Source organism: Cohnella massiliensis (assembly GCF_900169535.1).
Lineage (GTDB): Bacteria > Bacillota > Bacilli > Paenibacillales > Paenibacillaceae > Cohnella > Cohnella algarum.
Genome location: NZ_LT821259.1, coordinates 1,758,369 through 1,778,699 on the forward strand (window position 1 = coordinate 1,758,369; position 20,331 = coordinate 1,778,699).

General features: G+C 58.1%; 19 protein-coding genes. 17 read left to right on the forward strand and 2 right to left on the reverse strand.

Features of this window, described 5'->3' with window-relative positions:
• Positions 1–16 precede the first annotated feature (16 nt).
• From B7E11_RS22000 to B7E11_RS22020, 5 genes are all read left to right on the forward strand, one after another.
• A complete protein-coding gene (locus B7E11_RS22000) occupies positions 17–388 on the forward strand; it encodes a sensory rhodopsin transducer (protein WP_080838882.1) in 372 nt (123 codons plus the stop codon).
• A 42-nt stretch (positions 389–430) separates the two neighbouring features.
• Positions 431–1,687 (forward strand): L-rhamnose isomerase, encoded by a 1,257-nt coding sequence (gene rhaA, locus B7E11_RS22005; RefSeq protein WP_080838884.1) that lies wholly within the window; start codon positions 431–433, stop codon positions 1,685–1,687.
• Between the two features lie 33 nt (positions 1,688–1,720).
• Positions 1,721–3,202 (forward strand): rhamnulokinase, encoded by a 1,482-nt coding sequence (locus tag B7E11_RS22010; RefSeq protein ID WP_080838886.1) that lies wholly within the window; start codon positions 1,721–1,723, stop codon positions 3,200–3,202.
• Between the two features lie 44 nt (positions 3,203–3,246).
• Positions 3,247–4,011, forward strand: coding sequence for a DeoR/GlpR family DNA-binding transcription regulator (locus B7E11_RS22015; protein WP_080838888.1), 765 nt, complete (start codon positions 3,247–3,249; stop codon positions 4,009–4,011).
• A gap of 395 nt (positions 4,012–4,406) precedes the next feature.
• Positions 4,407–4,985, forward strand: coding sequence for a helix-turn-helix domain-containing protein (locus B7E11_RS22020; protein ID WP_080838890.1), 579 nt, complete (start codon positions 4,407–4,409; stop codon positions 4,983–4,985).
• Positions 4,986–4,994: 9 nt separating this feature from the next.
• Here the strand turns inward: B7E11_RS22020 and B7E11_RS22025 are convergent, their stop codons facing one another.
• Positions 4,995–5,576 carry an LOG family protein gene (locus tag B7E11_RS22025; RefSeq protein WP_080838893.1) on the reverse strand — a complete coding sequence of 194 codons (582 nt, stop codon included), beginning with the start codon at positions 5,574–5,576 and terminating at the stop codon, positions 4,995–4,997.
• A gap of 148 nt (positions 5,577–5,724) precedes the next feature.
• Between B7E11_RS22025 and B7E11_RS22030 the strand changes: the two genes are divergently transcribed.
• The 5 genes from B7E11_RS22030 (at position 5,725) to B7E11_RS22050 (ending at position 10,168) form a co-directional block, all read left to right on the forward strand.
• Complete coding sequence (locus tag B7E11_RS22030) at positions 5,725–6,453, forward strand: (Fe-S)-binding protein (protein WP_080838895.1); 729 nt, start codon at positions 5,725–5,727, stop codon at positions 6,451–6,453.
• On the forward strand, positions 6,450–7,973 hold the full coding sequence (locus B7E11_RS22035; protein WP_080838896.1) for a LutB/LldF family L-lactate oxidation iron-sulfur protein: 1,524 nt from the start codon (positions 6,450–6,452) through the stop codon (positions 7,971–7,973). The genes B7E11_RS22030 and B7E11_RS22035 overlap by 4 nt, the downstream gene beginning before the upstream one ends.
• Positions 7,966–8,691, forward strand: coding sequence for a LutC/YkgG family protein (locus B7E11_RS22040; RefSeq protein WP_080838898.1), 726 nt, complete (start codon positions 7,966–7,968; stop codon positions 8,689–8,691). Before B7E11_RS22035 ends, B7E11_RS22040 begins: the two co-directional genes overlap by 8 nt.
• A 49-nt stretch (positions 8,692–8,740) precedes the next feature.
• Positions 8,741–9,460: a FadR/GntR family transcriptional regulator gene (locus B7E11_RS22045; RefSeq protein ID WP_080838900.1), complete on the forward strand. Its 720-nt coding sequence runs from the start codon at positions 8,741–8,743 to the stop codon at positions 9,458–9,460.
• 408 nt (positions 9,461–9,868) lie between these two features.
• Entirely contained in the window at positions 9,869–10,168 is a 300-nt protein-coding gene (locus tag B7E11_RS22050) for a winged helix-turn-helix transcriptional regulator (protein WP_342744494.1), read from the forward strand.
• On the opposite strand, the gene B7E11_RS29730 is transcribed toward B7E11_RS22050, so the two are convergent.
• Positions 10,105–10,575 (reverse strand): hypothetical protein, encoded by a 471-nt coding sequence (locus tag B7E11_RS29730; protein WP_176220746.1) that lies wholly within the window; start codon positions 10,573–10,575, stop codon positions 10,105–10,107. The two genes, B7E11_RS22050 and B7E11_RS29730, sit on opposite strands and share 64 nt — an antisense overlap.
• A gap of 63 nt (positions 10,576–10,638) precedes the next feature.
• Between B7E11_RS29730 and B7E11_RS22055 the strand changes: the two genes are divergently transcribed.
• From B7E11_RS22055 to B7E11_RS22085, 7 genes are all read left to right on the forward strand, one after another.
• Positions 10,639–11,955 (forward strand): deoxyguanosinetriphosphate triphosphohydrolase family protein, encoded by a 1,317-nt coding sequence (locus tag B7E11_RS22055; protein ID WP_080838905.1) that lies wholly within the window; start codon positions 10,639–10,641, stop codon positions 11,953–11,955.
• 125 nt (positions 11,956–12,080) lie between these two features.
• Complete coding sequence (gene copZ / locus B7E11_RS22060; RefSeq protein WP_080838908.1) at positions 12,081–12,281, forward strand: copper chaperone CopZ; 201 nt, start codon at positions 12,081–12,083, stop codon at positions 12,279–12,281.
• Positions 12,282–12,531: 250 nt separating this feature from the next.
• Entirely contained in the window at positions 12,532–13,962 is a 1,431-nt protein-coding gene (gene aspA / locus B7E11_RS22065; protein WP_240353396.1) for an aspartate ammonia-lyase, read from the forward strand.
• Positions 13,963–13,982: 20 nt separating this feature from the next.
• Complete coding sequence (locus B7E11_RS22070) at positions 13,983–14,351, forward strand: DUF423 domain-containing protein (RefSeq protein WP_080838914.1); 369 nt, start codon at positions 13,983–13,985, stop codon at positions 14,349–14,351.
• Between the two features lie 205 nt (positions 14,352–14,556).
• Positions 14,557–16,515: a heavy metal translocating P-type ATPase gene (locus B7E11_RS22075; RefSeq protein WP_080838915.1), complete on the forward strand. Its 1,959-nt coding sequence runs from the start codon at positions 14,557–14,559 to the stop codon at positions 16,513–16,515.
• Between the two features lie 360 nt (positions 16,516–16,875).
• On the forward strand, positions 16,876–18,696 hold the full coding sequence (locus tag B7E11_RS22080; RefSeq protein ID WP_080838917.1) for a sensor histidine kinase: 1,821 nt from the start codon (positions 16,876–16,878) through the stop codon (positions 18,694–18,696).
• Positions 18,671–20,272 (forward strand): response regulator transcription factor, encoded by a 1,602-nt coding sequence (locus B7E11_RS22085; protein WP_080838919.1) that lies wholly within the window; start codon positions 18,671–18,673, stop codon positions 20,270–20,272. The genes B7E11_RS22080 and B7E11_RS22085 overlap by 26 nt, the downstream gene beginning before the upstream one ends.
• Positions 20,273–20,331: the final 59 nt, after the last annotated feature.

The following is a 20,331-nucleotide window of genomic DNA, read 5'->3' on the forward strand; positions in this document are numbered from 1 at the left end:
AGGGAGGTCTTGCGGTATGCCGCAAGCGAAAGGCGAAAAGCACTGGATCATTCCCGACGGCTACATTCCGCCGACAAGCGCGGGATCGCTCGAAAGCCACGAATCCGTCTGCGTGCTGAACGTGTCCTCGGAAGAAGCGCTGATCAACTTCACGATTTTTTTCGAAGACCGCGACCCGATGGAAGACATTCTCGTCGTCGTTCCGCCAAGACGCACGAAGCATATCCGCACCTCGTCCCTGGTCAAAAACGGAACGCCGATCCCGGTCGGCGTTCCGTATGCGATCGAGGTGCGCAGCGACATACCGGTCATCGTTCAATACAGCCGATTGGATGCGACGCAGGCCGAGAACGCTCTCATGTCCGTCGTCGCCTACCCGGTCAAATAATTCGAGGTCAGACTAAGGGGCTCGCCCGAAGGGAGTAATTCGATGTCTTCCAACGTACAAAAAAGCTACGAAGAGGCGAAACAGCTTTACGCCAAGCACGGGATCGACGTGGACGCGGCGCTCGCCAAGCTTTCCGAAATCAAAATTTCCATGCACTGCTGGCAAGGCGACGACGTTCGCGGTTTTTTGAACAAGGATCAGGAGCTGACCGGCGGCATCGCGGTAACCGGCAACTATCCGGGAGCCGCCCGCACGCCCGAGGAGCTTCGCGCCGATTTGGAGAAAGCGTTCTCTTTGATTCCCGGCAAGCACAAGGTCAATCTTCACGCGATTTACGCGGATACGGACGAAAAGGTCGAACTGGACCGACTCGAGCCGAAGCATTTCGAAAAATGGGTGACCTGGGCGAAGGAGCAAGGCCTCGGCCTCGACTTCAACCCGACCTGCTTCTCTCACGAAAATTCGAAGGACGGCTTTACGCTGAGCCACGCCGATCCGAAAATCCGCAAGTTCTGGATCGACCACTGCAAGGCCTCGCGCAAAATCGGAGCCTATTTCGGCGAGCAATTGGGCCAAACGTGCGTCACGAACGTCTGGGTGCCGGACGGCTACAAAGACACGCCGGCGGACCGCCTGGCGCCGCGGCAGCGCCTGAAGGATGCGCTGGACGAAGTGTTCGCCGAGGAGCTGAACCCTGCCCACAACCTCGACGCGGTCGAAAGCAAAGTGTTCGGCCTTGGCGCGGAAGCGTACACCGTCGGCTCTCACGAGTTTTACATGGGCTACGGCTTGACGAATAACAAGCTGATCTGCCTGGACGCCGGCCATTTCCATCCGACCGAAGTGATTTCGAACAAGCTGTCGGCGCTGTCGCTGTTCGCGGAAGGCATTCTGCTGCACGTCAGCCGCCCGGTGCGCTGGGACAGCGACCACGTCGTCACGCTGGACGACGAGCTGCTGGATATCGGCAAGGAGCTGATTCGCGGCGATCTGCTCGGCAAAACGCACATCGGGCTCGATTTCTTCGATGCCAGCATCAACCGCGTCGCCGCCTGGGTCATCGGCACCCGCAACACGATCAAGGCGCTGCTGCGCGCGATGCTGGAGCCGGTCGAAGCGCTGAAAAAAGCGGAGCTCGAAGGCGACTACACGACGCGCCTCGCGCTGACCGAGGAGTTCAAGACGTATCCGTTCGGCGCCGTATGGGATTACTACTGCGAAAAATCGGGCGTTCCGGTTCGCGAGGAGTGGCTTGCGGAAATCAAAGCCTACGAGCAGGAAGTGCTGCTCAAGCGCTAATCGGACGTACTTTTCAATCAAGGATGATGCCAGTTGACGAGCACACTCGCCTATGATCTCGGCGCGAGCAGCGGCAGGGCGCTGCTCGGCCGGCTGACCGACCGTTCGATCGAGACGGAAGAGTTGCACCGTTTCCCGAACGACCCCGTGCAAGTCGGGGGACGTTTGCACTGGGACGTGCTTAGGTTGTACCATGAGATGAAGACGGGACTGCTCAAAGCGAAAAACAAGGGCATCGCCCTGCAAAGTCTCGGCATCGACACCTGGGCGGTCGACTTCGGGTTTATCGGCGCGAACGGCGAATTGCTGGGCAACCCGTACAACTACCGCGACCGGCACACCGAAGGGGCGATGGAGCAGCTGTTCGAGCAAATCCCTTCGGCCGAAATTTTCAACCGGACCGGAATTCAGTTTTTAACGTTCAATTCGATTTTCCAGCTGTTCGCGCTCAAGCGGGACGAGAACCCGATCCTGCGCGAAGCGAAGCGCTTCCTGATGATTCCGGACCTGCTGCGCTACTTCCTGACCGGCGAGCGGTTCAACGAGTTTTCCAACGCGACGACGACGCAGCTGTACAATCCGCTGAAAGGCGATTGGGACCGGGAGCTGATCGGCAAGCTCGGCCTGCCGGAACAATGGTTCGGCGAAATCGTGCAGCCGGGAACGCGGGTCGGCTCGCTGCTGCCTTCGCTGTGCGAGGAGCTCGGCATCGAGCCGGTGCCGGTTTACGCGGTCGCCGAGCACGATACCGGCTCGGCCGTCGCGGCGGTTCCGGCGCTCGACCGATCGTTCGCGTATCTCAGTTGCGGAACGTGGTCGCTGATGGGGACGGAAGTGGAGAAGCCCGTCATAAACGATCTGGCCCGGGAGCTGAATTTTACGAACGAGGGCGGCGTCGGCGGCACGTACCGGCTGCTCAAAAACATCATGGGCCTGTGGATTTTGAACGAAACGCGCCGGGAATGGGAGCGGTCGGGCATTTCCTATTCGTTCCCGGAGCTCGTGCAGCTCGCGGGAGCGGCTCCGGCGTTCGCGGCGTTCATCGATCCGGACGACGACGCGTTTCTCCCGCCGGGAGACATGCCGGGACGCATTCGCGCCTACTGCGCGAAAACCGGACAGCAAGCGCCCGAGGACGCGGGAGCCGTCGTTCGCTGCATTCTGGAAAGCCTGGCGCTGAAATACCGGTACGTGCTCGAGATGACCGAGCGGCTGAGCGGCCAGCGGTTCAACGGCTTGCACATGGTCGGCGGCGGCATCCAGAATGCGCTGCTCTGCCAATGGTCCGCGAACGCGATCGGCAAGCCCGTCTGGGCGGGACCGGCCGAAGGCAGCGCCATCGGCAACCTGGCCGTTCAGTGGATCGCTCAAGGACAGTTTTCCGACATTTGGGAGGCGCGGAAGGTTATTCGCGAATCGTTCCCGGTGACGACGTACGAGCCGCAGCAACGGGAGCATTGGGAAGACGCGTACGGCCGCTTTTTGCGCGCGACCGGACTTGCGCGCGCGAATTGACGTGCGAATCGAAACGACGAAATGAGGACGAAAAGAGGTAGGCTATGCTGGTCGCGGAACGCTACGAGTACATTGTTCAGCTGGTAAACGAGCGAGGAAGCATCCGGGTTGCCGAGCTGAGCGAGCTGTGCCAAGTGACGGAGGAGACGATTCGCCGGGACTTGGACCGCTTGGAGCTGGCCGGCCGATTGCGCCGCACGCACGGCGGAGCGGTTAGCGTCAAGGATCAGCAGCAGCCGCCGGAGGTGCCTTACGCGGAACGGGAAATCCTGAACGCGGAAGAGAAGAAACGAATCGCCGAGGCGGCGATCGAGTTGATCCGTCCGAAGGACCGGATTTTGCTCGACGCCAGCTCTACGGCATGGTATATGGCGGCGCAGCTGCCGGATATTCCGCTGACCGTGCTGACCAATTCGATCAAGGTTGCCCTCGAGCTTGCGGCGAAGGAAAAGATCGTCGTCATTTCGACCGGCGGGCAGCTTGCGCACGGCTCGCTTTCGTATGTCGGTCCGCTTGCGGAGCGTTCTCTCGACGCCTATCACGTAGGCAAGGCGTTTTTGTCGTGCAAGGGCGTCCATCTGGAACGCGGCGTCAGCGAATCGAACGAACTGCAGGCGAGGATCAAGAGCAAAATGATCGGCATGGCAGACGAAGTGATTTTGCTGGCCGATTCCAGCAAGTTCGGCAGCCAGGCGTTCGCCCACGTCGCGGATTTGGATGCGATCGCTTCGATCGTTACCGACCGCCGAATGCCGAAAGACATGCAGCAGATGATAACCGATCGAGGAATATCGGTGAAAACGGTATAGCAGCGGTTCATCCGGCAAGCGCGGCGGCGCTCTCGCACATCGATGTGCGGGAGCGTCTTTTTGCCGTTTGCGGATGCGCTGCGCGAAAAAAACGAGGGAAAATCCGAGCGATTTTATTTGACAATGAGAATCATTATCATTTATTATAGGGATACGACAAACGAGCATAAGAGGTGAATTTACATAATGGCAAACGATTGGAATGAGTTGGCCGCGCGGTTTACCCGGGCTTCGATCGACATCGACGGCGTGTACAAGCACGTTCTTCCGGCGGACAAACACTGCAGCGAGCTGCGGGGACGTCCCGGTTCGGGGTCTTTTTTCCTTTTCACGCTGCGGGGAGAGGCGGAACTTTACGCGCAAGGGGCTTGTTTCGAGCTCCATCCGGACGGTCGATGGATTTCGAATATTGCGCCGTCTACTATTCGAACCGGGACGATAAATCCCGGGACAAATCGCTTGCGGAAACGCCGTTTCCGATCGAGACGGGGACGAACGCGAGGCTCGTCGATCTGCTTCGCAAGCTGCATCATACGGCGGGAATCCCGGGGCCGGCGGCAGCCTTCCGGTCGAAGGAGCTGTTTTACAGCATCCTGCAAGAGCTGATCAACGGCAACCGGCTGAAAGAAGACCGGGAGAACCGCAGCATGATGGAACAGGCGATTCAATTTATCCGGGACCGTTACGGCGAGCCGTTCACCCTGAACGATTTGGCAAGCCTTCACGGCATGAGGACGAAGGAGTTTTCCAGGCTGTTTCAGCAATATGCCGGCGTAAAGCCGACGGATTTTCTGGTGCAAAGACGCATCAAACGGGCCGAAGAGCTGCTCGCCACGACCGGATGCAGCATAAGCGAAGCCGCGCAAAGCGTCGGCTATGCCGACCTGGCCGTCTTCGTCAAGCAGTTCAAGCAGCATGCGGGGTTCAGTCCGGACGTGTTCGCCATCCCCGCGGCCGGCAGGATGACGTCCTGAATCGTCAAGTCAAGCGCGCCGGGCCAAATCGTACGTTTTGACGTCCGGCGCCCCATAGGTCGCGAACCGGTTCAGCAGCTCGCCCGGATCTTCGTCGACCAGAACGGCGGTGCGGTATTTTTCCTGCAAAAAGTTCTCGTCCGCCATATGAGCGATCAGGGCGATCAGAGGATCGAAATACCGGTTGACGTTAAGCAGCCCGCAAGGCTTGGCGTGCAGGCCGAGCTGGAGCCACGTGAAAATTTCGAAAAATTCGTCCATCGTACCCGCGCCGCCGGGCAATACGATAAACCCGTCCGCGAGTTCGGCCATTTTGGCCTTCCGTTCGTGCATGGAATCGACGATGACGAGCTCGGACAGCAGGGGATGGGCGATTTCCCGATTTTTTAGAAATCCGGGCAAAATGCCGATCGCCTCTCCGCCTTCCGAAAGCACGGAATTGGCGACGGCGCCCATCAAGCCGACGTTCGCGCCGCCGTATACGAGCGAGAGCCCGCGCCGGGCCAGCTCCTTGCCAAGCTCCCGGGCGCCGCTCGCGTATGCTTCGGACGCGCCCATGCTCGACCCGCAAAATACCGCAATTTTTTTCATGTCTTGCTCGCCTCCTTCAGCGCTATTTTCTTATTATAAAGGTTGTTTGTTAACGGGCGTCAAACTTTGCGCGCGAAAATTTTGCTTGCCAAAGTTGTCTGACAACCTGATAATAAGATTATAAAACCAAATGGGGAGCGCGACTGACATGAAAGTTTCCATGTTCATCACTTGCCTGAGCGACGCCATCTATCCGCGGGTCGGGGAAGCGATGATTCGGGTGCTTGCGCAGTACGGCGTAAGGCTCGAATTCCCGACGATTCAAACCTGCTGCGGCCAGCCCGCCTTCAACAGCGGCTATTGGGACGAAGCGCGGGCTTCGGCGCGGACGATTCTCGACGCATTCGAGGACAGCGATTTCGTCATCGCCCCGTCCGGCTCCTGTACCGGCATGATCCATCATTATCCGAAATTGTTCGAGAACGATCCGGTCATGCTGGAGCGCTCGCGAAAGCTGCAAAGCAAATCGTACGAATTCACGCAATTTCTCGTGCAGGTGCTGGGCGTGACCGACGTCGGGGCCGAATTCCCGCGCAAGGTTACGTACCATCCCTCCTGTCACGGCAGCCGGTTGCTCGGCATCAAGGACGAACCGATGGAATTGATGAAAAACGTCAAAGGGCTCGAATTCGTCCCGCTGCCGTTAGCCGAGGACTGCTGCGGCTTCGGGGGGACGTTCGCCGTGAAAATGGCGGACATATCCGGAGCGATGGTGTCGGAGAAGGTCGACCACGTGAAAGAGACGGAAGCCGAAGTGCTGGTCGGCCTCGATATGGCTTGCTTGCTGAATATCGCCGGCAACTTGCGTTACCGCAACGAACCGGTGCGGGTCATGCATCTGGCGGAACTTCTCGCGGAAGGAGCGAACCTCATATGAGCCATGCGACGGCATCGCAACCGAAAACGGTCAAGGCAAGGGCGGAGCTTGCGCTGAACGACGAATTTTTGCGCAAGGCGGTCAAATTTACGACCGAACGGCTTCGCAACGGGAAGAAGAACGCCTCCGCCGATCACGGCAATTGGGACGAGTGGCGGGAACGCGGACGGCAGATCCGTTTGCATACGATCGCTCACCTGGATTACTATTTGAATATGTTCGTCAATAATGCCCGGGCCAACGGGGTACACGTGCATTTCGCGGAAACGGGCGCGGACGCCGTCCGCATCGCCCTGGACATCGCCGAGCGCAAAAAGGCCAAAACGGTCGTCAAATCGAAATCGATGGTATCCGAGGAACTGCATCTGAACCATGCGCTCGAGAAAATCGGCGTCGAAGCGATCGAGACGGACCTCGGCGAGTATATCATCCAACTGGCCGGCGAAACGCCGTCCCACATCGTCATTCCCGCCATTCACAAAAACCGTCACCAGATCGCCGATCTGCTCTCCGAGGTGGCGGGGGAGAAGCTGGAGGCGGACACGACCGTGCTCGCCGGCTTCGTGCGCAAAAAGCTGCGCGAAAGCTTTCTCGAGGCGGATATCGGCATGACCGGCTGCAACTTCGCGATCGCCGAGACCGGTTCGATGGTGCTGTTCGAGAACGAGGGCAACGCGCGCATGGTCACGACGCTGCCGAAGACGCAAATCACGCTCATGGGCATGGAACGGATTATCCCTTCCTTCCGGGACCTCGAAGTGATGGCGACGCTTTTGCCCCGTTCCGCAACCGGCCAAAAGCTGACGATGTACATGTCCGGCATTACCGGCCCGCGCCGCGAGGCGGATGCGGACGGCCCGGACGAAATGCACATCATTATCGTGGACAACGGCCGCTCGCTGCAGCTCGGCGATCCCGAATTCCAGGAGCTGCTCAACTGCATCCGCTGCGGGGCGTGCCTCAATGCCTGCCCGGTATACCGGCACATCGGCGGCCACGCTTACGGCGGAACGTACAGCGGGCCGATCGGCGCCGTGCTGACGCCGGCATTGAACAAAAACGTCGCCGAATGGGACGACATCGCGAACGCCTCGAGCTTGTGCGGCGCCTGCTACGAAGCGTGTCCCGTCAAAATTCCGCTCCACGAAATGCTTATCTACCTGCGCCGCCGCAAAGTCGAGAGCGGTCACGGCAACAAGCTGGAAAGCGCCGGCATGAAGGGCTTTGCGCAGGTGATGGGCAACGCCAAGCGGTTCCGCGCCGTGCTCGGCATGGGCAAGCTCGGCCAGAAGCTGGTCGTGCGGGACGGCAGCATCCGGACGAAGCTCGGTCCGCTGAAGGGATGGAACTCGTACCGGGTGACGCCGAGCCTGCCCAAGCAATCGTTCCGGCAGCGCTTCGCGACGCTGGACGAGGAAATTCGCAGCGGCTTGAAGGAAATGAATCCGGAAATGCGCAGCCGGATGGAACGAATTGTCAAGGAGCGCGAACACGGCAAGGGGGGGCACGTACATGGCTGAGACCGATAAAGAATGGCTGGCCAGGCTCGAAGCGGAGTCCCGCGCCAAGCAGGAAGCGTTCATGAACGGAATCGCGCAGAAGCTGAAGCGACCGCGCGTGACGGAAGCTCCGAAGCACCCGTTCCGCGGAGCTCCGGACTTCTGGAACGAATTCGAATGGAGCCTGGATGAGCGGATCGAGCGATTTTCCGAGAACTGGCGCAGCGTGGGCGGGCATGTGGCCCGGCTCGCCGGAATGGACGACGCCCGCGCTTTCATCGCGGCGAAAGCATCCGAAATGGGGGCGCGCTATATCGTGCGCCAGAACGAGCCGGAGCTCGCCTCGCTTCATCTCGAAGAGGCGCTCCCGGACGCCGTCGTCTCCGTTTGGAATACCGATTCGGAGACGCACTGGAAGGCGCGCTCGGCCGAAGCGGACTTCGGGGTCGTCATGGCCGACTACGCGGCGGCCTATACCGGTTCGGTCACCGTGCTGTCGTCGAAGGATAAGGGCCGCTCGGTGTCGCTGCTGCCGACCGTCTTGATGATCGTCATCCCGGCGCAGCGGTTGAAAACGAGACTGGGCGAAATTCTGGTCGAGTTCGACCGGGCGGGACGGGAAAACCTGCCGGCCGGCATTCATTTCATTTCCGGGCCGAGCCGTTCGTCGGATATCGAAAACGACTTGACGATCGGGGTTCACGGCCCGGGCATCGTTTATGCGTTGATCGTAGGCTGATCGATCGCACGAAAATTGAATTCTCGCGGGAAAGGGAGGGTCGCCGCCGGTGGAAGTCACTCCGCTCACCAAGCGCAACCACTATGAAGAGATTACGGAGCAGCTCAAAAACCAGATTCTCGAAGGCAAGCTGAAGATCGGAGACAAGCTGCCTTCCACCAAGGAGATGTCGGAGCGCTTCGGCGTCGGCCGCTCGACGACCCGGGAAGCATTGAGCGCGCTTAAAGCGATGGGGCTGATCGAAATCCGGCAGGGAGGAGGCTGTCGCGTCATCAGCAGCCGCTTGTCCGCCGCGTCTTCGGACATCCGGCTGCCCGAGCTCGATTCGCTTCGCCTGAACCGCTCCACGCTCCTCGAGCTGCTGGAGGCGCGCCAGTCGCTGGAAGTCTCCAACGCCCGGCTCGCCGCGGACAAGCGTACGGATGCCGATTTGCGGCAATTGTCGGCCATCGTGCGCGAGATGGAACAGACGATCGGCGACGACCTCGATGGCGAGCGAACCGATTTGCAATTCCACCTGGCGCTGGCGGGGGCGGCGCACAACAGCATCTTGCTGCGTCTGTTCGAGTCGATCACGGGCCAATTGGAGCAGGCGATTCGGGAAATCCGGCGCGTCGAGCTTTACGCCAACCGCTCCGTCGCCGAACGGCTGTTCCGCGAGCACTCGGCAATCTACGATGCCGTCGCACGCCGCGATGCCGCCGCGGCGGGGGAATCGATGCGCTTGCATCTGGAGCATGTGGAGAGCATTTTGACCAAATATGTGTGACCGGGCAGCGCAACTTTTGTCCGGTCGGGCGGCGCGAGCGAGTCGCGCCGTCCTTTTTTTCATCTTTCGATATTCTTTCGAGCCGGATCGTGAAATGAATCGCTTGTCTTGGCTATCCCGTTCGCTCAGTCGTCCACGAAAAGGACTTCGAACATCGCTTTGCCCTTCTTCTCCAGCCAAGTGTCGAAATTCATAAGTCCGGGGTGAAGGTTGCGCAATGTCGGAAAATCTACTTCGTAACCTTCTTGCCCCGATGTCATCTACGGCTATTAGCTTTATGGGGACATCCGGTTTTGTAGCTTCTGCCAAAGTTCCCTTTCCAATTCCAAACCTAGAGTTCGTTTTGGCAGGTGTGTTAAATTGAATCGAAACGATGAACAAAAATGTCTCCTTGCCGTAAACGAAGCGTTGAGAGTTATAGGCAGCAAATGGGCGTTTGGAGTTATATCTCACTTATATTACGGTTCGCAGCGTTTCAATCAGTTGCGTAGAAATTTGGGCAACATCAGCATCAAATCTTTAACAGATATCCTGCGACATTTGGAGCATCATAAGATCGTAAATCGTCAAGTTATTCCGACAATCCCTGTAAGCGTAGAATACTCTTTGACCGAAAAAGGAAAAGAGTACAGGTCAATACTCCTTCAAATGCGCAAGTGGGGGGAAAAATGGATGGATGCTTCGAATTCCGATTTAGAGTCACGATGACAAAGGCGAGATCTGCCATAAAATCCGAATATCCCTAAAAAGTTGCAATATGTCCGGTATAAGTCATACATAATCGTGGATTTGGAGGCACAGTCGCCTAGCAACTCGAAAAATAACGGCTTCCCGCGCCGGTTCCACTTGGAGAAAAAATGCTCCAAATACGCTTGCAGTTGCTTGCTGCCGATCCCTCCGAATACGGCAGCAAGCCATTTTGAAGCTGCTCCGAAAACCGGCCGCAATCGCTTGAACGCTTTGCGGTTGAATTCCGTGTCGCGGATTTTCTTCGCGTTTTCATCGATGTGCTCAATAGCAAAGCGTATGCGTCTGAGCGAAAGGGATATCGGACCGAGATGAGGCGGGAAGCCGCTGCCGGAGAGAACACATTTTTTTGTGAGGAAGCCTGACACGATGACAACTTCTCGTTAAAATAGATACAATATGAGAAACAGCAAGAGATGAGGTGGGCGAACATGAACGTTCGCAAGCTAAGGTTGTTCGACACGGAAAACATCCATTCCGGCGATGACCGGGACGAATATGAAAAGGATTACGCGAGGCTTGTCCAATCTCCCGCGTTCCGGCGGCTGCAGGGCAAGTCGCAGGTGTTCGGAGCGGGTTCGGGAGATTACTACCGCACGAGGCTGACCCATTCGCTCGAAGTATCGCAAATCGCCCGCGAAGTGGCAAGGAGACTGGGCAAAAGCTATCCCTTTTTGGCGAAAAAGGAGCATCCAGGCCTCATGCTTGACCCTGAGGTGGTGGAGTGCGCCGCGCTCGCGCACGATTTGGGACATCCGCCGTTCGGCCACAAGGGCGAGGAAATTTTGAACGACGTCCTGATGCAAGAGCACGGCCTCAAATACGAAGGGAACGCGCAAAATTACCGCATTCTCATGTTTTTGGAGAAGCGGGCGGGCAGCGACAGCGGGCTTGATTTGACCGCGTCGGTGCTGCTCGGCATCAACAAATACCCGTTCTGCATCGACGAACCCGGCCGCATTAAAGGGGTTTACAAGTCGGAATGGGAAGGCATCGGGTATTTGCGGGACTTATGGGAGATGCCCGTCGGAGTCGCGACGCTGGAAGCCCAGCTCATGGATTTGTGCGACGACATCGCCTATTCCACGCACGATCTGGAGGACGGCATCCGGGCCGGCAAAATTCCGATGAACCGCCATCTGTTCGAGGATGACAAGCTGGTTGCGGCCGTAACGCAGGAAATCGTCGAAGACCGGGGAAATTCCGGCATGTTCTGGGAGCAAGTCGATTTGACCGAAATGGTGAAGCGGGTGCTGAACCAATACTGGCTGCAATGGGAGCAAATCTTCGTGGAGCTGGGACGCGAGCCGTCGCGCACGCGCCGGGAAATGAAAGCCCGCTGGGTGCGGAAGTTCGCGAACCAGGTCGGCATCATCGACGATCCGGCCACCGGATGGAAGCGGGTCACGTTCGTCCGCGAAGGGCAAGAGGACCTCGAGCTGCTCCGGACGATGGAAATTTTGAAAAAACTCGCCTGGGTGACGTTGATTAAAGATTTTCGCGTTCAAAGGCTGCATAAGCGGAGCGATATTATGATCCGAAGGCTGTGGGACAGCTTCAAGGATTTTGAAACGGGCAAATTGATTATTCCCCCCGATTGGCTGGAAAGCTACGAGCAGCACCGGGAACATTGGCCGTGGGAACGTCTTGCCGCCGACTACATAGCCGGGATGACGGACGCCTACGCCGAGAAGGTTTATTCGGAGTTTTACGCGAGCCGTTCGGGGTCGATTTACGAAAGGGATTAAACTTGCTTGACATACCCCCAGGGGGTATATTAAAGTAAAAGAGCTAGGGCGAATCCGCGGGATTATAGGGCCCGGCAAGTAGGATTTACCGTTCAGAAATCGCTAAAATAAAGGAGGCATTCCCGATGTCCAGCGTTACGTTGAAAGTAGAAGGCATGTCCTGCTCCCACTGCGTCAATGCGGTCGAGGGCGCCGTCAAAAAGCTTGGCGCCAGTGCAAAAGTCGACTTGGCGGCCCATTCCGTCGCCGTCGACTTCGACGAAGCGAAAGTATCGCTTGATGCGATCAAGAACGCGATCGAAGATCAGGGCTACGACGTCGTATAAGCGAAGTCCTTTCAAGAGGCTGTCCTTTCGCCGACAAGGCAGGGGCGGCCTTTTTGCTTCGGCAAGCGCAAATGAAAATCCGAGAGCATTGTTTCACGTGAAGCGGCGATTTTTTCCATTTTTCGATGTTATTCCGCCCGACAGGGAAGAAAACGGAAGAAATCCGTTCAACTCGAATCCGCGTCGGGTATAATATACGGGACGGGACTTATGGAGTTGACCGATCTGACCGATTGAGGAGGAACTGGCATTGGAATTTCGGATCGAAAAGGATTTCCTCGGGGAGAAAAGCGTCCCCCAGTCCGCATATTACGGCATTCAAACGCTGCGGGCGGTCGAAAATTTCCCGATTACCGGCGTTCCGGTCCATCCCGAGCTGATCCGAACGCTTGCGCTCGTCAAAAAAGCGGCCGCGAAAGCGAACGCTTCGACGCATATGCTGCGCGAGCCGATTGCCGAGGCGATCGTCAAAGCGGCGGACGAAGTGGCGCAAGGCGGTTTGGCGGATCAGTTCATCGTGGATTCGATTCAAGGCGGGGCGGGCACGTCCATCAATATGAACATGAACGAGGTGCTGGCCAATCGGGCGCTGGAGCTGCTCGGCCGTTCGAAGGGCGAATATTTTTACTGCAGTCCGAACAATCACGTCAATATGTCCCAATCGACGAACGATGCCATTCCGACCGCGATTCGGCTTTCGGCTTACCGGCTGACGCAGGAATTGCTGGATACGCTCCGACAGTTGCGGAACGCGTTCGGCGATAAAGCGATTGCATTCAATGACGTCATTAAAATGGGAAGGACGCATCTGCAGGATGCCGTGCCGATCCGCATGGGACAGCAGTTCGGAGCTTACGCGGCCGTAATCGGACGGGACATCGGGCGAATCGGACGTTCGGCGGATACGCTGCTCGCCGTTAATATGGGGGCGACGGCTGTCGGCACCGGACTCAACGCGAAGCCGGAATACATAAGCGAAGTGGTGCGGCTGTTGGCCGAAGAGCTGGGCGTCCCGGTGAAGGCCGCCGACGATTTGATGGACGCGACGCAAAATACGGATGCTTACACGGAGTTGTCGGCTTCGTTGAAGGTTTGCGCCGTCAATCTTTCGAAAATATGCAACGACCTGCGGCTGATGGCTTCGGGCCCGCGGACGGGCTTAAGCGAAATCCAGCTTCCGGCTAGGCAGCCGGGCTCCTCGATCATGCCGGGCAAGGTCAATCCGGTCATGGCCGAGGTCGTGAACCAGGCCGCTTTTCAAATTATCGGCAACGATCATACGATTTGCCTCGCCTCGGAAGCGGGCCAGTTCGAACTGAACGTGATGGGGCCGGTGCTTGCCTTCAATTTGCTGCAATCGCTCAAAATTTTGCGAAACGCGGTCGACGTGTTCATTCGCTTCGCGCTCGAGGGAATGGAAGCAAACCGCGAGCGCTGCGAGCGATACGTGCATGACAGCTTCGGCATCGTCACGGCGTTAAATCCGCATCTGGGCTATGAAGTGGCGGCGGGAATCGTGAAGGAAGCGATCAAAACCGGCATGAGGGTGCAGGACATTATTTTGGAGCGGCATCTGTTGACCAAAGAGGAGATCGACATCATCCTGGATCCCGTCCAAATGACGACGCCGGGCATTGCCGGCGAATGGCTGCTGGACGGGGGCGGCGGGCGAAGCGAGTAAAAGCGGGGGAGGATTTATTGATGCAAACGTTATTGCTGCTTGGCGGAATCATGATGGCGCTGGCGGTTATTCTCGGAGCGTTCGGCGGGCATGCGCTGAAAAAAAGGCTGTCGCCGGAAATGCTGGCGATTTATCAGATCGGCGTGCAGTACCACATCGCCCATGGACTCGGGCTGCTGCTCATCGGCGTTCTCTCGGGCGGAATGATCGAGAGCGATCTTGTTTTGACATCGGGTTGGCTTCTGTTCGCCGGTATCGTGCTGTTCAGCGGCAGCCTTTACGCGATGAGCCTCACCGGCGTCAAGAAGCTCGGCGCGATCACGCCGATCGGGGGTCTTTCGTTTATTGCGGGCTGGATCCTGCTGATCGCGGCTGTCGTTCAGGGTTGAACGGAAAAGGAACCGTCGAGCCGGCGCCTAGATTTTCGGGGACCCATTTACTTTTATTAAATACTAAATTATAATAATTCTAAACAAAGGAGCGGATACGCTTCTCCATAGGTTCTATTTTCGAATGCTGCTCCCTCGCCGGAGCAGCATTCGGCATTTTAAGGGCCTCAATAATGGAACTCATTCTCAACGGGAGGGAAACGGCATGGTTACATCGACACAGGCAACGAAAGAATACGCGGAACGAAGCGGGCTGCGGCAAACGAAATCGGTGCGCCATTCGGCCGCGGCCGTTTTTAGACGATACGGGGAAGGGATCGCGGCGCTGGCCAGCGGCTTGCTGATCGCGGTCGCCTGGTCGCTCGACGGGGTGTCGCATGGCGCGGCGGTGGCGCTGTACTGCCTCGCCTTCGCCGTAGGCGGATTCGCGAAAGCGAAGGAAGGGCTTCAAACGCTTGTCTACGAGCGCGATCTGGACGTCAACCTGCTCATGATCGTCGCCGCGATCGGAGCGGCCGGCATCGGCTATTGGACGGAAGGGGCGGTGCTTATCTTCATTTTTTCGCTGAGCGGAGCGCTGGAGACGTACACGATGGACCGGAGCCGCCGGGATATTACGTCGCTGATGAAATTAAAGCCGGAAACGGCCGTCGTCATTCGCGGCGGGGCGGAGGAAACGGTCGGCGTCGGAGAGCTCGAAGCCGGCGATGCCGTCATCGTCAGACCGGGCGAACGCATTCCCGCCGACGGCATCGTTCGCGAGGGAGCCTCGGCCGTCAATCAGGCATCGATTACGGGAGAATCGATTCCCGCCGACAAAGAAGCCGGCGACGAGGTGTATGCCGGAACGCTTAACGGGCAGGGGGCGCTCGTTGTGGAAGTGACCCGGCCCGGGGAGGCGACGCTGTTTTCCCGGATCGTGCGTCTCGTGCAGGAAGCGGAAAGCGAAAAGCCGGTTTCGCAGCTGTTTATGGAACGCTTCGAGCGCATCTACGCAAGAGCGATCATTCTGCTTTGCGCGCTTTTGATCGCGCTGCCGCCGTTGCTGTTGAACTGGTCCTGGGAGCAGTCGTTGTACAAGGCGATGGTGTTCCTTGTCGTGGCTTCGCCCTGCGCCCTGGTCGCCTCCATCATGCCGGCCGTCTTGTCGGCCATCTCCAGCAGCGCAAGAAAGGGCCTGCTGTTCAAAGGCGGCGCCCATCTGGAAAATCTGGCGCGCACGAAAGTCGTCGCTTTCGATAAAACGGGCACGCTGACGGCGGGCCGGCCGGTCGTGACGGATTTGATCGCGCTGCGGGACGGCGACGAAAACGAGCTGCTGCAAACGGCGGCGTCGTTGGAAAGCTTGTCCGAGCATCCGCTGGCCAAGGCGATCGTCGAGGCGGCCAAGGAGCGGGGCCTTAAGCTGACGAGACCGACCGGCTTTCAAGCGGAGGCCGGCTGGGGACTGAAGGCGGAGCTGCTTGGCGAAACGTGGAAAATCGGCAAGCCGGCCTACCTGGACGAACGATTCGCCACGGAGCCGCTGCTGGAGCATATTCGCCGTCTGGAGCGGGAAGGCAAAACGATCGCGGTGCTTCAGCATTCGCTAGGGGCGGCAGGCATTATCGCGCTGAGGGATGAAATCCGGCCGGAGGCGAAAACGGCGATTGCCGCGCTCAAACGGCAGGGCGTCAAAATCGCGATGCTGACCGGCGACCGGCAAGCGACGGCCGAAGCGATCGCGAAGGAGGCCGGCATCGACCTGGTTTACGCCGACTTGCTGCCGGAAGACAAAACGGCCAAAATCAAGGAATTAAAAGAGTCGTACGGCAATGTGGCAATGGTCGGCGACGGCGTGAACGACGCCCCGGCGCTTGCGACGGCGACGGTCGGCATCGCGATGGGAGCGGGCGGGAGCGACGCGGCGCTCGAAACGGCGAACGTCGTGCTGCTGCAAAACGATTTGCGGAAATTGTCCGGCGCGATCGCGCTGGGCAGGCGGACGCTGACCGTCGTCAAGCAAAATATGACGTTCGCGCTGGCGGTCATCGCGCTGCTGCTTGCGGCAAACTTCTTCCAGGAGCTAGCGCTTCCGCTCGGCGTCGTCGGACATGAAGGGAGCACGATTCTTGTCATTCTGAACGGGCTTCGTTTGCTGCGGTTCAAGGGAGAGGCGAACTAACGATAGAGGCCGCGGAAAGCGGCAAGACTGCAAAAGCAGGGAACGCTCGGAGGTCCGCCCGGATTCGGGCGGGCCTACGCTTTTTTGTCGGCGAGCCATCGTTCCGTTTTCCGGTCATGCTCGATCGCCATGAACAGGCAGAAAGAGCCGACGGCGACCAGCGCAACGGTGGCAAGGGGCAACAGCAAGCTCATGGAACCGTCTCCTCGCAAACGAAATAAACAACGATAATCATTATCATTATTATATCGGATCGCGGGCGGAATACAACGGTCTTTTTTCGCGAGCCTTGAACGGGCGCGACCGAGGGCATAAAATGGATTCAAACAAGCCGGCGGCGCCGCCGGGAAGGGAAACGCCATGTTCTACTCGCTCAAAAGCCGCCTGATCGCCATCTTCGTCCTCCTTTTCGTTCTCTCTTTCGGAACGTTGTCCGTTTTGCTTTTTAATCAGTCCCGCTCGATTATCCGGTCTTATATCGAATCTTCCGCGCTCGAGAAGATGGACGAGTATGGTTCGTATATCGATATGGTGCAGACGCAAATTTACGATCTGGCATCCATCGTCTTCAACAGCGACATCACGAAAGAATGGGATGCCGTCGTTTCCGATCCGGCCTCGACGCCGGCCGAAAAGAACGTGGCCAACTATCAGATGAGCCAGTTTTTGATGCGAACGACGAACAGTTATTCGAGCGTTTCGTCCGTCACGGTCTACCGTCTGGAAGGCACATGGATCGGCAGCGGGAATCAAATCGTGAACGACGCTTCGTTCCTGAAGGAAAATTGGTTTCTCAATTTTATCGAAAATGACGAGTATTGGGTGCCGGCTCATCGGGATGCCGCCGAGCTGCGGAACAACAACCCGAATCCGGTCGTCAGCATGCTTATGCCGATCGGTTCGTTTTTTCCTTCGACCACGAACAGCTTTATGAAAGTGAACGTGAGCGCGGATTATTTTCTGGAGCCGCTCGATCGCATTCACCTCGGCGAAAGAGGAGCCATTTATTTGCTCGATCGGCAAGGAATGCCGATGCTGTCCCAGGACGATTACGCGCCGGAGGCGGACATGCTGGAGGAGGTGGATAGCATCCGCGGCGGAGGGGGCGCGCAAGGAGTCGTCTACCTGAAGGAAGACGGAGGCCATACGGATATCCTCGTTTACAAGAAGTTGACCAATCCGAACTGGATGCTGGTCGGCTTCGTGTCGGAACAGGATTTGTACGCCCAATTGTTCAAGCTGCGCGGCACGATTTTGTTAATCGCGACCTTGCTGCTTATCCTTTCCTTGCTTCTGGCGACCTGGCTGTCGCATGGCATTACGAAGCCTTTGTCTCGCCTCGTTCAGGCGATGCGCCACGTGCAGCGCGGCGATTTCGACAACGCGCTGAGCCGCTTGCCGCCCGAGGACGGCGTTCGCAACGAGGTCGGCTTTGCGACGACGACGTTTCGCAAATCGGTCGTGCAGCTGCAGCAACACATCAAAACGGAGTTCGAGCTGAAACTGCTGCGACAGCAGGCCGAGTACAAAGCGCTGCTCATGCAGATCAATCCGCATTTTTTGTTCAATACGATGGAGCTGATGAGCAGTCTGACGATGCAGAAGCGGGAGGACGACACCTTGCAGGTCATCGAATCGCTCGGCAAAATGATGCGGTTTTCGCTGAAGATCAGCGACGATCTTATTCCGCTGAAGGAAGAGATCAAATACACGCGATACTACATGACGATCCTGCAGGTCCGGTTCGGCGACCGGCTGGCCATTCGGCTGAACGAGGAAGGGAGCTTGGAACGGGTTCAAATCGTCAAATTCATTTTGCAGCCGTTGATCGAAAATGCCGTCAAATTCAGCTTCCTCCATCGACCGGACGCGGTCGTGGCCATTTCCGTCCGGCGCGCGGAAGGCAAGCTGACGCTCAAGGTCGCCGACAACGGCTCGGGAATGCCGGAGGAGCGGCGGCGGAAGCTGCTCGAGCAGTCCGCTACCGCGCAACTGGACACGATTTTGGCGAGCCGCAGCGGACAGATCGGCCTCGGCAACGTTTTGGCCCGCTGCCGGCTGTACTACGGAGAGCTGTTCGAGGTCCGCATCGATTCGGCGGAAGGCGAGGGAACGTCGATCGAACTTATTTTGCCCGCGCAGGAGGAATCAAGCGATGTATCGAGTGATGATCGTCGATGACGAGCCGGAAATTCGTCAAGGCTTGAAATTGAAGGTGAATTGGGAGGCGTTGGGGTTTCGGGTCGATTGCGAGGCTTCCAACGGCCGGGAAGCGCTTGAGCGGCTGGGAAGCGAAGCGGTCGACGTCGTTCTGACGGATATGAATATGCCGCTGATGGACGGAGTTTCGTTCCTGGATGCCTGCCATGAGCAGCATTCGGCTTTGCGCCTGATCGTCGTCACCGGCTACGAGGATTTCCATTACGCGAGAGCCGCCATCCGGAGCCGGGCGCGCAACTACTTGCTTAAACCCGTCGCCCGGGACGAGCTCACGGAAGCGCTCGTCAAGGTGAAGGGAGAGCTTGACGACGAGCGCCGGCAGGAAGACCAGGCGGCCACGATCCGCTGGCGGCTGTCGCAATATTACAAGGAAATGAAGGAGCACTTCATCGTACATCTGGTCAGGGACGAGCTCGATTCGATCCGTCTTATCCGGGAGCGGGCGAGGCTGTTCGAGCTCGATTCGTGGGACGGAATGACGGTGAGGTTCTTGACGGTCGGGCTGCGGGAGGCGGAGGCGGGGGGTTCGGCGGACCGGACGCCGGACAAGTTCCGGCTGCCTTTGGACGCGATTTGCCGGGAAACCGCGGACAACTTCCATCCGTCCGCGCTCCCGTTCCGCGACGCCAACTATCCGGGGCTGATGCATTTCGTCATGCCGGACGACGACGAGAAGCGGGAGCGGTTTGCGGAAGCGATGCGCGCCAACGTCAAGCTGTTTCTCGGTTTCGAGCTGACGGTCGGCGTCGGGCAGCCCGCAACCGGCTTCAAGCAGTGGAAGGAAGGTTACATGGCTGCGCTTCTCGCCTGGAGCCTGCACGGGAACGAGCTTCCCGAAGATGTCCGGCTGTCCGTCTCGCAGGCCGCTTTGCCGGAAGATCGGGTCAAGGTGATCGAACGCTTTCTTCAGCGAGGCGAGACGGAAGCGTTCGAGCAGGCGGTCCGCCGCGAGCTGCAGGACGCGTTGTCCGCTTCCCGGGCCCGGTTCGTGAAGGCGATCTTTCAGCTGTATTTGCTGATCGAGCCGATCGCCTGCGAAGCCCGCGTTCCGCTCGACAGCGGCGAACAGCTGTGGCTTCGGCCCGAAATGGCGCTCGGCTTCGACACGGCGGATAAGGGGACGCGCTTCCTCGTCCGGCTGGCCCGGCGAATCGCCGACCGGCTTCGAAGCGAACACGGCGAAGCCGATTCGCCGTATATCGACGCGGCGCGAAAATTCATTGACGACAATTACATGTACGATCTCAACCTGACGATGATCGCCGAGAAATTCAACTACAATTCGTCTTATTTTTCCGAAATGTTCAAAGCGAAGGTCGGAAAATCGTTCATCCAGTATTTGAACGAGGTGCGGATGGAGCAGGCGACTCGCCTGCTCGAGGAAACGACGCTCAGCCTGTGGGACATCGCGGAGCTGACCGGTTTTTCCAACGCCAGCTATTTCAGCTCGAAGTTCAAGCGGATGCACGGGATGACGCCGTCCGAATACCGGCAGCGGACATCCGTAAAAATTGATAGCGAACACCCGAAAAAATAGAATTCATAACGAAAGCTCCCCCTTTTATGATGGATGTACACATCATAAGAGGGGGAGCT